At 72.1% G+C, this 12,761-nt stretch carries 9 protein-coding genes; 2 read left to right on the top strand and 7 right to left on the bottom strand.

What is annotated here, in order from left to right; genetic code table 11:
* Positions 1–7 precede the first annotated feature (7 nt).
* Entirely contained in the window at positions 8–907 is a 900-nt protein-coding gene (locus BJ961_RS08240; RefSeq protein ID WP_271320644.1) for an aminoglycoside phosphotransferase family protein, read from the top strand.
* 614 nt (positions 908–1,521) lie between these two features.
* Here BJ961_RS08240 and BJ961_RS08235 read toward each other — a convergent pair.
* From BJ961_RS08235 to BJ961_RS08205, 7 genes are all read right to left on the bottom strand, one after another.
* A complete protein-coding gene (locus BJ961_RS08235; protein WP_271320643.1) occupies positions 1,522–3,225 on the bottom strand; it encodes a proline--tRNA ligase in 1,704 nt (567 codons plus the stop codon).
* Positions 3,226–3,298: 73 nt separating this feature from the next.
* Positions 3,299–3,841: a GNAT family N-acetyltransferase gene (locus BJ961_RS08230; protein WP_271320642.1), complete on the bottom strand. Its 543-nt coding sequence runs from the start codon at positions 3,839–3,841 to the stop codon at positions 3,299–3,301.
* A 69-nt stretch (positions 3,842–3,910) separates the two neighbouring features.
* On the bottom strand, positions 3,911–4,759 hold the full coding sequence (locus BJ961_RS08225) for a GNAT family N-acetyltransferase (protein ID WP_271320641.1): 849 nt from the start codon (positions 4,757–4,759) through the stop codon (positions 3,911–3,913).
* 98 nt (positions 4,760–4,857) lie between these two features.
* Entirely contained in the window at positions 4,858–6,015 is a 1,158-nt protein-coding gene (ispG, locus tag BJ961_RS08220; protein WP_271320640.1) for a flavodoxin-dependent (E)-4-hydroxy-3-methylbut-2-enyl-diphosphate synthase, read from the bottom strand.
* Between the two features lie 291 nt (positions 6,016–6,306).
* Positions 6,307–7,599, bottom strand: a complete 1,293-nt coding sequence (locus BJ961_RS08215) for a M50 family metallopeptidase (protein ID WP_271416996.1) — start codon at positions 7,597–7,599, stop codon at positions 6,307–6,309.
* Between the two features lie 8 nt (positions 7,600–7,607).
* Positions 7,608–8,864: a 1-deoxy-D-xylulose-5-phosphate reductoisomerase gene (gene dxr / locus BJ961_RS08210; RefSeq protein ID WP_271320639.1), complete on the bottom strand. Its 1,257-nt coding sequence runs from the start codon at positions 8,862–8,864 to the stop codon at positions 7,608–7,610.
* Positions 8,865–9,383: 519 nt separating this feature from the next.
* Positions 9,384–11,348, bottom strand: a complete 1,965-nt coding sequence (locus BJ961_RS08205; protein ID WP_271320638.1) for an acyl-CoA dehydrogenase family protein — start codon at positions 11,346–11,348, stop codon at positions 9,384–9,386.
* A gap of 290 nt (positions 11,349–11,638) precedes the next feature.
* Between BJ961_RS08205 and BJ961_RS08200 the strand changes: the two genes are divergently transcribed.
* The gene (locus BJ961_RS08200; protein WP_271320637.1) at positions 11,639–12,688 is read left to right on the top strand and encodes a LacI family DNA-binding transcriptional regulator; all 1,050 of its coding nucleotides are present in this window, start codon (positions 11,639–11,641) and stop codon (positions 12,686–12,688) included.
* Positions 12,689–12,761: the final 73 nt, after the last annotated feature.

Raw genomic sequence — 12,761 nt, 5'->3', positions numbered from 1 at the left:
CTCGCGTATGGCTTTCGAACCGCCGCGGCGTCTGATCAAGGCCCTCGGTGAGACGGCACCGGACGGTGACGACTGGCTGGCGAGGCTGCCCGGAGCGGCGGAGCGGGCCGTCGCGCTGCGCGAGTTGACCGTGGAGCGGGTGCAGGTGCCCGGCGGGCGCAGCAGCCTGGTGGTGCTGGTGCGGACGGCCGACGGAGCGCCCGCGGTGCTGAAGCTGGCCCCGCGCCGGGCACGCCCGGAGAGCGAGCGGGCCGCGCTGGTCCACTGGGGCGGGCTGGGTGCCGTGCAGGTGCGCGAGGAGGCCGGCGAGGAGGGTGTGCTGCTGTTGGAGCGGCTGCATCCGGACGTGTCGGTGCGGTCGCTGCCGGAGGCGAAGGCGTTGCTGGAGGCGGCGGGGACGCTGCGGCGGCTGTGGGTGGAGCCGCCGGCCTCCCATTCCTTCGAGACCGTGGCCGAGCGGACCGGGCGGCAGGCGGAGGCCATGCGGGCGGGCGCGGTCGCCGATTCCGAGGTGGCGCCGCTGGTCGACGCGGCGCTCGCGGTTCGCGAGGAGCTGTTGGCCGCGCCGCCGGAGGAGCGGCTGCTGCACGGGACGTTCCGGCAGAGCAAGGTGCTCGCCGGGGACCGGATGCCGTGGTTGGCGGTGGGGCCCGATCCGGTGGTCGGGGAGAGCGCCTTCGATCTGGCGCGGCTGGTGCGGGACCGGGTGGAGGATCTGATCGCGCAGCCGTCGGGGGCCTCCACGACGCGGCGGCGGATCAAGCGGCTCGCGGAGTCGCTGGAGGTCAACCGGGAGCGGCTGCGGGGGTGGACGCTGTTCCGTGCCGTGGAGTCGGGGGTGCGGGCTCGGCGGGTGGGGCGGGAGCAGGACGCGGAGCTGTTGTTGGAGTTCGCGGGCTGGTTGTGACTGGTGGTGCGGGGGGGGGCCTGCGGCGGCTGTGCGGGTGGGGGTGCGCGTGATGCCTGCGGCGCCTGGTGCGGGTTCGGTGGGGGTGCGGGGAGCGCCTTGGGCTGGGTGGGGGGTCGGGGCCGGGACGGGGGGTGTCCGTCCTCGGAACGGCGCGGAATCGGTCGGCCACAGAAGCGGGTGGCGTTGACGCGCCAACCGCTGCGGGCGGACACCCCCCGACCCGTCCCCTTCCCGCCGTACGCGGCTGACCCTCGCCCCTCTCCGGTGCCGCCTCGCGCCGTACGCGGCTTTCCGGCGACTCCTCTTCGGGGGCGCTTCCCGCCGTACGCGGCTCTCCGGCGACTCCTCTTCGGGGGCGCTTCCCGCCGTACGCGGCTCTCCGTCGACTCCTCTTCGGAGTCGCTTCGCGCCGTACGCGGCTGACCGCCGCCCGGCCTGCGGTGCCGCTTCGCGCCGTCCTAGTTGCGGGCGGTCGTGCCTCCCCCAGTGCCTGAACGGCCTGGGAGGTGCCCCCAGGGCGGCACGGGTGGGCGCAGCGGCGCCCCGCAACGCCGGACCCACTGACCGGGCTCACGCCGGGGCACGCCGTACGGGGCCCGCCCGGGGGGAGGTCAGTTGGTGAGGCGGGTGAGGGCCTCCTCTACCGTGACCTCTTCGCGCTCCCCCGTGCGGCGGTCCTTCAGTTCCACGACGCCCTCGGCGGAGCGGCGGCCGGCGACGAGGATCTGGGGGACGCCGATGAGTTCGGCGTCGGTGAACTTGACGCCCGGGGAGACGCCGGCCCGGTCGTCCACGAGGACGCGGACGCCGGCGGCGGCCAGCTTGTCGGAGACCTCCAGGGCCAGCTCGGTCTGGAGGGCCTTGCCGGCGGCGACGACGTGGACGTCGGCCGGGGCGACCTCCTTGGACCAGACGAGGCCCTTGTCGTCGGCGTGCTGCTCGGCGAGGGCGGCCACCGCGCGGGAGACGCCGATGCCGTAGGAGCCCATGGTGACGCGGGCCGGCTTGCCGTTCTGGGCGAGGACGTCGAGCTTGAGGGCGTCGGCGTACTTGCGGCCCAGCTGGAAGATGTGGCCGATCTCGATGGCACGGTCAAGCTTGAGGCCGGTGCCGCAGTTGGGGCAGGGGTCGCCCTCCCGGACGACCACGACGTCGACGTAGGTGTCCACCTCGAAGTCGCGGCCCGCCACGACGTTCTTGGCGTGGGTGTCGGCCTTGTTGGCGCCCGTGATCCACGCGGTGCCGGGGGCGACGCGGGGGTCGGCGATGTACTTGACCTTGTCGCCGAGGCCCTGCGGGCCGACGTAGCCGCGGACCAGGTCGGGGCGGCCGACGAAGTCCTCGGCGGTGACCAGTTCGACGGCGGCGGGGGCGAAGTGTGCCTCGACCTTGTCCAGGTCGACCTCGCGGTCGCCGGGGACGCCGACGGCGACGATCTCGCCGTCCACCTTGACGAGGAGGTTCTTGAGGGTGGCGGAGGCTTCGACGCCGAGGGAGGCGGCCAGGGTCTCGATGGTGGGGGTGTCGGGGGTGGGGATGTCCTCGGCGGCCGGGACGCCGGTCGCGTCCACTGGCGTGAGGGCGTGGGTGATCGCCTCGGTGTTGGCGGCGTAGTCGCAGTTCGGGCAGTCGGCGAAGGTGTCCTCGCCTGCCTCGGCGGGGGCCAGGAACTCTTCGGACTTGGAGCCGCCCATGGCGCCGGCGGTGGCCGCGACGATGCGGTAGTCGAGGCCGAGGCGCTCGAAGATGCGCTGGTAGGCGGCGCGGTGCAGGGCGTAGGACTCGGCGAGGCCCTCGTCGGCGACGTCGAAGGAGTAGGAGTCCTTCATGAGGAACTCGCGGCCGCGCAGGATGCCGGCCCGGGGGCGGGCCTCGTCGCGGTACTTGTTCTGGATCTGGTAGAGGATGACCGGCAGGTCCTTGTAGGACGATGCCTGGTCCTTGACGAGGAGGGTGAAGATCTCCTCGTGGGTGGGACCGAGGAGGTAGTCGCCGCCCTTGCGGTCCTGGAGGCGGAAGAGTTCGGGGCCGTACTCCTGCCAGCGGCCCGTCGCCTCGTACGGCTCGCGCGGCAGCAGGGCGGGGAGCTGGACCTCCTGGGCGCCGATGGCGTCCATCTCCTCGCGGACGATGCGCTCGATGTTGCCGAGGACCTTCTTGCCGAGCGGCAGCCAGCTCCACAGGCCGGCGGCGGTGCGGCGCACGTAGCCGGCGCGGACCAGCAGCTTGTGGCTGAGGACTTCGGCGTCCGCCGGGTCGTCGCGCAGCGTCTTCGCCATCAACTTCGACATGCGCTGGACCGGTGCGTTGGCCATGGTTCTCGTGTCTCCTGCTGCGTAAGGGTGGTGCTAGGAGGTTAGCCGGGTGGTCCGGTGGGGTGGAAATCGGTTATCGACCGGCAGTGCGCCTCAGCAGGGGGAGCGTGGCGCCCATCACCGCGTACGGCTTGGGGGCGCTGGGGAAGAGGACCCGGCGGGCGAGGTCCTGGTAGCCGAGGGAGCGGTAGAGGCCGCGGGCGGGGCTCTCGGTGTCGATGGCGGAGAGGATCGAGCGGGGCTGCGGGGCGGCGTCGGTGATCGTGGTGATCAGGGCGCGGCCCGCGCCGCGGTTCTGGTGGGAGGGGTGGACGTGGAGTTCGGTGATGACGAAGGAGTCGTCGAGCCAGGGGTCGGTGCCCTGGGCGCGGAGGTAGGGCTCGACGACGGTGGACCACCAGTGGGCACGGTCGTTGGGCATGCCGTAGACGAAGCCGACGAGGCGGCCCCGGTCGGTGGCGCCGAGGGCTCTGGCGCCCGCGTGGGTCATGTGGCGCAGGACGATCTGACGGCGGACGGCCACCTCGTCGGGGCCGAGGCCGAACGCGGCGGCTTGGACGGCCAGGGCCTCGTCCACGTGCGCGGAGAGGTCCAGTGGGCCGATCGCGAGGTCCATGGCGGGGAGCCTACAGGGGGTTCCGGTTGCCGTCCGGGTGCCTGTGGCGCGGCCGGGGGCGCCGGGGCTTCAGAACAGCACGCTCATGAAGGCGCCCACTTCTTGGAAGCCGACGCGCAGGTACGTCCGTCGCGCCGCCGTGTTGAAGTCGTTGACGTACAGGCTCGCCACCGGGGCGACGTCCGCGAGGGCGTAGCGCAGGACCGCCGCCATGCCCGGTGCCGCGATGCCCTTGCCGCGGTACTCGGGGGCCACCCACACGCCCTGGATCTGGCAGGCGCGGTCGGTGGCGGCACCGATCTCGGCCTTGAAGACGACCCTGCCGTCGGTGTCGAAGCGGGCGAAGGAGCGTCCGGCGCCGACGAGTTCGGCGACGCGGGCCTGGTAGAGGAGGCCGCCGTCGCCGGCCATCGGGGAGATGCCGACCTCCTCGGTGAACATCGCCACGCAGGCCGGCATGATCCGTTCCACCTCGTCCTTGCGGACCCGGCGGACGTAGGGGTCCGCGGCGACGTCGCCGGGGAGGTGGTCGGTGACCATGAGGGGCTGGTGGGTGCGGACCTCGCGGGCCGGGCCCCAGCCGGGTTCGAGCAGGCGCCACAGCTGGGCGGTCGGCTCGGCGGGGCCGACGATCGAGGAGCAGCGGCGGCCGGCCCGGCGGGCGCGGTCGGCGAAGGCGCGGACGGCGCGGGGGGTGGCGCAGATGGGGACGAGGTTGGCGCCCGCGTAGCACAGGGACGTGAGCATGCCGTGCTCGTACCAGCCCCACATCTCGCCGCCGAGGCGCCACGGGTCGAGTCCGGCGATCTGGACCCGGGCGGTCACGAAGGCGTTCGCGACCGGCTCGCGGTCGAGGACGGCGAGCGCGGCGTCCAGGTCGCTCGGTTCGAGCACGCGGGAGGTGGTCTGCGTCAACACGTGCGGGGGCCTCACCCTGAGATCTGCTGGTCTCCGCACTGTACCCGCCGTGCATATGCCGCGCCGCCCCCTGGGGCGACGCGGCATCGGCGGGCGGATCAGCCGGCGACGGCGACGGAGGGTTCGCCGGAGGTCACGCCGTCCTTCTCCATCTGCTCGGCGATCTTCATGGCCTCTTCGATGAGGGTCTCCACGATCTTGGACTCGGGGACGGTCTTGATGACCTCGCCCTTGACGAAGATCTGCCCCTTGCCGTTGCCGGAGGCGACACCGAGGTCGGCCTCGCGGGCCTCGCCGGGACCGTTGACGACGCAGCCCATGACGGCGACGCGCAGCGGGACCTCCATGCCCTCCAGACCGGCGGTGACCTCTTCGGCCAGCTTGTAGACGTCGACCTGGGCGCGGCCGCAGGACGGGCAGGAGACGATCTCCAGGCCGCGCTGGCGCAGGTTCAGCGACTCCAGGATCTGGATGCCGACCTTGATCTCCTCGACCGGCGGGGCGGAGAGGGAGACGCGGATGGTGTCGCCGATGCCCTGGGAGAGCAGGGCGCCGAAGGCGACCGCCGACTTGATGGTGCCCTGGAACGCCGGGCCCGCCTCGGTGACGCCGAGGTGCAGGGGGTAGTCGCACTGGGCGGCGAGCTGGCGGTAGGCCTCGACCATGACGACCGGGTCGTTGTGCTTGACCGAGATCTTGATGTCGCGGAAGTCGTGCTCCTCGAAGAGCGATGCCTCCCACAGGGCGGACTCGGCGAGGGCCTCGGGGGTCGCCTTGCCGTACTTCTGGAGCAGGCGGCGGTCGAGGGAGCCCGCGTTCACGCCGATGCGGATGGGCGTGCCATGGTCCTTGGCCGCCTTGGCGATCTCCTTGACCTTGTCGTCGAACTGCTTGATGTTGCCCGGGTTCACGCGGACAGCGGCGCAGCCGGCCTCGATCGCGGCGAAGACGTACTTGGGCTGGAAGTGGATGTCGGCGATCACCGGGATCTGCGACTTCCTGGCGATCACGGCCAAGGCGTCGGCGTCGTCCTGGGTGGGGCAGGCCACGCGCACGATCTGGCAGCCGGAGGCCGTCAGCTCGGCGATCTGCTGGAGGGTGGCCCCGATGTCGGAGGTGCGGGTCGTGGTCATGGACTGCACGGACACGGGTGCGTCGCCGCCCACCGCCACGGTTCCGACCTGGATCTGCCGGCTCTTGCGGCGCTCCGCGAGCCTGGTCGGAACGTCCGGCATGCCGAGAGAAATCGCAGTCATCTGCTGTGCAACCCCAAGTCGTGGATCAAGGTCCGGCCCCGTTCAGCGGCGGGCTCCGGCATTCGAGATTACGGCACGGACATGAACGCCGGGCACAGGGCGTACGGGAGATGCATCCTTTGGCGTCCATCTGCCGGGCGAACGGAGTGAAGCCCGACCCGGAGGGACATGCTCTCCGGATCGGGCTTCTCATCGGATCGTTGGGATCGTCCGCACGTCGGGTGATGCGGACGGTCCGGTCGTCGGTTCATGCGGACGGTCCGGTCGTCAGTTGTGCGGACGGTCCGGTCGTCAGGTTATCCGCACCGGGTTGACGACGTCCGCCACCAGCACGAGCAGCGTGAAGCAGACGAAGACGCCCGCCACCACGTAGGCCACCGGCATCAGCTTCGCCACGTCGAAGGGCCCGGGGTCGGGCCTGCGCAGCACCCTGGCCGCGGCGCGGCGCAGCGACTCCCACAGCGCGCCCGCGATGTGTCCGCCGTCGAGCGGCAGCAGCGGGAGCATGTTGAAGAGGAACAGGGAGAGGTTGAAGCCGGCCACCAGCATCACGAACATGGCGAGCTGCTGGGTGGGCGGGATGTCCAGGGTGGCGATCTCGCCGCCGACGCGGGCGGCGCCGACGACGCCCATCGGGGAGTCGGCCTCGCGGGGGCCGTCGCCGAAGGCCGCGTCCCACAGGGCGGGGATCTTGGCGGGCAGGGCGGCCAGCGAGTCGACGGCGTCGCCGATCCGGTCGCCCATCCAGGTCACGGACTGGCCGAAGTCCTGCTTCACCACGCCGTTGGCGGCGCTGAAGCCGAGGAAGCCGGCGGTGACGTACTCGCCCTGGACGATCTGCCCGCTGGAGTCCTTCTTGGCGACCTTGTTGGTGGCGATGGTCGCGTGGAGGGTGACCTGCTCGCCCTTGCGCTCGACGACGACCGGCACGTCCTGGCCGGGGTTGGCGCGGATCAGGTCGGAGAGCTTGTCCCATTCGTCGGTCCGTACGCCGTCGAAGGAGACGATCTTGTCGCCCGCCCGGAGTCCGGCCGCGGCGGCCGGGGAGGCCGGGTCGGACTTGGTGCAGTCGTCGCGGTTCTCGCTCTGTGAGATGACGCACTGGGAGACGGAGCTGACGGTGGTGGTCTGCTGCGCGATCCCGAAGCCCATCAGGACGGTGAGGAAGAGCGCCACCGCGAGGACGAGGTTCATGAAGGGGCCGGCGAACATGACGATGACGCGCTTCCACGGCTTGCGCGTGTAGAAGAGGCGCTTGTCGTCACCAGGCTGCAGTTCCTCGAAGGCCGCCGAGCGGGCGTCCTCGATCATGCCGCGCCAGGGCGAGGTGGAGCGGGCCTCCATGCGGCCGTCGGGACCGGGCGGGAACATGCCGATCATGCGGATGTAGCCGCCGAAGGGGATGGCCTTGACCCCGTACTCGGTGTCGCCCTTCTTCTTCGAGAAGATCGTCGGTCCGAAGCCCACCATGTACTGCGGCACCCGGATGCCGAACATCTTGGCCGTGGACAGGTGGCCCAGCTCGTGCCAGGCGATGGAGAAGAGCAGCCCGACGGCGAAGAGGACTATGCCGAGGATGAACATCAGGGTCGTCATGCACGGGCCTCCGCCGTCTGTGCCGCCAGTTGCCGGGCCCGGGCGCGTGCCCAGGTCTCCGCTTCGAGGACGTCCGCGACGGTGAGCGAGGTTCCCGTGCGGGGGGTGCCGTGCTCCTCGACCACCCGCGTGACGGTCTCCATGATCCCGAGGAACGGCAGGGCGCCGCCGCGGAACGCCTCGACGCACTCCTCATTGGCGGCATTGAACACCGCCGGAGCCGTGCCCGCGAGCTGTCCGACGTGCCGGGCCAGGTTCACCGAGGGGAAGGCCTCGTTGTCGAGCGGGAAGAACTCCCACGTCGAGGCCTTGCTCCAGTCGAAGGCGGGGGCGGCGTCGGGGACGCGTTCGGGCCAGCCGAGACCGACGGCGATGGGCCCGCCCATGTCGGGGGGCGTCGCGTGGGCCAGGGTCGATCCGTCCGTGTACTCGACCATCGAGTGGACGTACGACTGCGGGTGCACGACCACCTCGATGCGGTCGAAGGGAATGTCGTAGAGCAGGTGGGCCTCGATCACCTCCAGGCCCTTGTTGACGAGGGTGGCGGAGTTGATCGTGATCACCGGGCCCATGGCCCAGGTGGGGTGGGCGAGGGCGTCCTCGACGGTGACGGCCGCCAGCTCGTCCTTCGTGCGCCCGCGGAAGGGGCCGCCGGAGGCGGTGACGACCAGCTTGCGCACGTCGGCGCGGGTGCCGGCGGCCAGCGCCTGGAAGAGCGCGGCGTGCTCCGAGTCCACCGGGATGATCTGGCCCGGCTTGGCCAGCGCCTTGACCAGCGGGCCGCCGACGATGAGCGACTCCTTGTTGGCCAGCGCGAGGGTGCGGCCCGCCTCCAGGGCGGCGAGGGTCGGCGCGAGTCCGATGGAGCCGGTGATGCCGTTGAGCACAGTGTGGCAGTCGGAGGCGGCGAGCTGGGTGGCCGCGTCCGGTCCGGCGAGGATCTCGGGGAGCGGCTCGCCCGCGCCGTACTGGGCGGTGAGCGCCTCCCGCAGCGCCGGTACGACGTCCTCGCGGGCGACGGCGACGGTCCGCGCCCTCAGCCGGTACGCCTGCTCGGCGAGGAGGGCGACCCGGCCGCCGTTGGCGGACAGGGCGGTGACCCGGAAGCGGTCCGGGTTGCGCAGCACGAGGTCGATGGCCTGGGTCCCGATCGACCCGGTGGACCCGAGGACCACCACGTCCTTCGGGCCGTCGCCCGCCACCGGGTCGTAGACGAGGTGGGGGTCGGCGAGTGGGGCTGGACTGTCGCTCATCCCCCCATTGTGTCCGCAACGGCCCTCCGGGAGGACAGCGCGTCCCTCGGTCGGGTGTCGGCAACGCGCCCCCGCAGCCGCGAGCAGGCGTCGCGGATGCCGTACGGCCGACACGCCGACCCGACGGCCGGGCTCACGCCGGGGCCCCGACCAGGCTCTCGGCCCCGGCCCCAGCTGCGCGGGGCGGGGACGCCGGATCCCACCGCGCCGGCAGCGCGGGGCCGGGCGCCCGGCCGCCCCCGGACACCGGCACCCACACGCGGCAACCCCGCCCCGGCACACACCCCCACGGGCGGCGACCCGGAGCCGGCGGCTGTCCCCGGACCCGGGCACCCGGCCCGCCCCCGGACACCAGGAGCCACACGCAGCCACACCACCCCGACGCACACCCCCACGGGCGACGACCCGGACCCCCGGGCCTCGCGCCGGGTGAGGAGGCCGGCCCCGGACCGGCTGGGCACCGGGGGTGGTCCGGTGGCGGTCGGGGGCCGGTGGGGTTTCCGGGTGGGGTGCCCCGGTTCAGCCGATGGCGCGGCGGACGTTCTCCCTCCGGGGCGGGCCCGGTGTCGCGTCCGCGATCCAGGGGCCGTCGCCGGAGGGGTCGACGACGCCCTGCTCCAGCCACTCGTAGGCGCCGCCCAGCACGCCCTTGACGACCTTGCGGTCCAGGTCGTCGGTGTTGCTCCACAGGCGGCCGAAGAGCTCCTCGACGCGGATGCGGGACTGGCGGCAGAAGGCGTCGGCGAGCTGGTAGGCCTCGCGGCCGTGGTCGTCCACGGCGCGCAGGTGCTCGGCGCGGACACAGGCCGCGCTCATCGCGAACAGCTCCGCGCCGATGTCGACGATGCGGCCCAGGAAGCCCTGCTTGGTCTCCATCCGGCCCTGCCAGCGGGACATGGCGTAGAAGGTGGAGCGGGCGAGCTTGCGGGCGCTGCGCTCGACGTAGCGCAGGTGCCCGGACAGGTCCTGGTGGCCGGGCGGGTGGAAGTCGGCGTACGAGCACGGGAGTTGGCCGGGGCCCGCGACGAGCTTCGGCAGCCACCTGGCGTAGAAGACGCCGGCCTGCGCGCCCGCCCGCGCCTTGTCGGACAGGGTCTTGTCGGGGTCGATCAGGTCGCCCGCGACCGACAGGTGGGCGTCGACCGCCTCACGCGCGATCAGCAGGTGCATGATCTCGGTGGAGCCCTCGAAGATGCGGTTGATGCGCAGGTCGCGCAGGAGCTGCTCGGCGGGGACCGCGCGCTCGCCGCGGGCTTCGAGTGAGGCCGCCGTCTCGAAGCCCCGGCCGCCGCGGATCTGGACCAGCTCGTCGGCCATCAGGCAGGCCATCTCGGAGCCGTAGAGCTTGGCGAGGGCGGCCTCGATGCGGATGTCGTTGCGGTCCTCGTCGGCCATCTGGGAGGAGAGGTCCAGGACGGCCTCCAGGGCGAAGGTCGTCGCCGCGATGAAGGAGATCTTGGAGCCGACCGCCTCGTGCAGCGCGACCGGCTTGCCCCACTGCTCGCGCACCGCCGACCACTCGCGGGCGATCTTCAGGCACCACTTGCCCGCACCGACGCACATGGCGGGCAGCGAGAGCCGGCCGGTGTTCAGGGTGGTGAGCGCGATCTTGAGGCCGGCGCCCTCCGGACCGATGCGGTGGGCGACGGGCACCCGCACCCGGTGGAAGCGGGTGACGCCGTTCTCCAGGCCGCGCAGGCCCATGAAGGCGTTGCGGTTCTCCACCGTGATGCCCTCGGAGGCGGCCTCGACCACGAACGCGGTGATGCCCCCCTTGCCACCCGCCGCGTCCGCGCCGCCCTCGGGCTTCGGGACGCGGGCCATGACCACGAGCAGGTCGGCGACGACGCCGTTGGTCGTCCACAGCTTGACGCCGTCGAGGACGTACTCGTCGCCGTCGCGGACCGCGGTGGTCGCCAGCCGCGCCGGGTCCGAGCCGACGTCCGGCTCGGTCAGCAGGAACGCCGAGATGTCGGTGCGGGCGCAGCGCGGCAGGAACGTGTCCTTCTGCTCCTGGGTGCCGAACATCTTCAGCGGCTGCGGTACGCCGATCGACTGGTGCGCGGAGAGCAGCGCGCCGATCGCGGGGTTCGCGGAGCCGACCAGGGCGAGGGCCTTGTTGTAGTAGACCTGGGTGAGGCCGAGGCCGCCGTACTTGGTGTCGATCTTCATGCCGAGGGCGCCGAGCTCCTTCAGCCCGGTGATCACCTCGTCGGGGATGCGTGCGTCGCGTTCGATCACGGCCCCGTCGATCTTCGTCTCGCAGAAGTCGCGGAGCTTGGCGAGGAACTCCTCGCCCCGCTGGACGTCGTCGGCGGCGGGGAGCGGGTGGGGGTGGAGGAGGTCGAGACGGAAGCGTCCGAGGAACAGCTCCTTGGCGAAGCTGGGCTTGCGCCAGTCCTGTTCCCGGGCCGCCTCGGCGACCTGACGTGCCTCACGTTCGGTGACGGTTGGCCGGGAGGAGGGGGTGGTTGGTGCGGACATGAGGCTCACCTCGCCGCGAATCGGCATCGGGGGAAGATACGACGGACGTACGGTACTTAGTCGGGCTACCCGACCGTATGTACCCGATCCCGGGCGGCCCCACCACCCTTCGTGCGGCCGTTCGGCCGATCCCCGGGGGTGGGTGAGCGAGGAGCGCGGGAGAAAGGTGTCGAAGCGCTTCGACGGCCTCTGGACACCCCATCGCTGCTGGGGTTACTGTCGATCCACCCTCACCCGCTCACTCCCACCCCGCGCGCTGTCGAAGCGCTTCACAAAGCTTGGAGAGCCGGATGGTCACTCTCGCCGAGGTCGCCCAGCACGCCGGAGTCTCGGCGAGCACGGTGAGCTATGTCCTCAGCGGCAAGCGGTCCATCTCCGCCACCACCCGGCAGCGGGTCGAGGAGAGCATCCGCAAGCTCGGTTACCACCCGAACGCCGGCGCCCGCGCACTGGCCAGCAGCAGGTCGAACATCATCGCGCTCATGATCCCACTGCGCACCGACATGTACGTGCCGGTGATGATGGAGATCGCCATCGCGGTCGCGGCCGGTGCGCGCACCCACGGATACGACATCCTGCTGCTCACCGACGAGGAGGGGCCCGACGCGGTGCGCCGGGTCACCGGCAGCGGGCTCGCCGACGCGATGATCCTCATGGACGTCGAACTCGACGACGAGCGGCTCCCCCTGCTGCGCGAAGGGGGTTCGCCCGGTCGAGCGAGGTCGGGAGTGGCGGACGACCAGCCGTCCGTGCTGATCGGCCTGCCCGCCGACACCACCGGGCTCACCTGTGTCGATCTCGACTTCCGGGCGACCGGTGCGCTGTGCGTGGAGCACCTGGCCGAGTTGGGGCACCGCGACATCGCCGTCATCGGCGAGGCGCCCGCGGTCTACGAACGGCACACCGGCTTCGCCGAACGCACCCTCGACGGTCTGCGGACCCGGGCGCGGGAGCTGAAGCTGCGGCTGCTGCACCGGCCCTGCGAGGGCGGGTACGACGCGATGGCCGCGACGCTGGCCCGGATCTTCGACGAACGCCCGGACACCACGGGGTTCGTCGTCCAGAACGAGTCGGCGATCGAGCCGCTGCTCGCCCTGCTGCGCCAGCAGGGCCGGGCCGTGCCGGAGGACGTGTCGGTGGTGGCCATCTGTCCCGAGCAGGTCGCCACCCAGGCCTCGGTACGGCTCACCTCGGTGGCGCTGCCCGCGCAGGAGATGGGGCGCCACGCGGTGGAGCAACTGGTGGCCAAGCTCGGCGGCCGTGGAAGCGACGAGGTCGTGCTCCTCGCACCGGAGCTGACCGTCCGCGCCAGCACCGGCCCGGCGCCCGTCCGGCCGTAGCGCGGCTGCAGCCGCAGCGCCTCCACGGCCGTGGCACGTCCACGGTGGTGGCGCGGCGGTCGGTTCGACGGTG

It is taken from the genome of Streptomyces lienomycini, from assembly GCF_027947595.1.
Lineage (GTDB): Bacteria > Actinomycetota > Actinomycetes > Streptomycetales > Streptomycetaceae > Streptomyces > Streptomyces lienomycini.
This window is presented reverse-complemented; position numbering and strand designations above follow the sequence as displayed.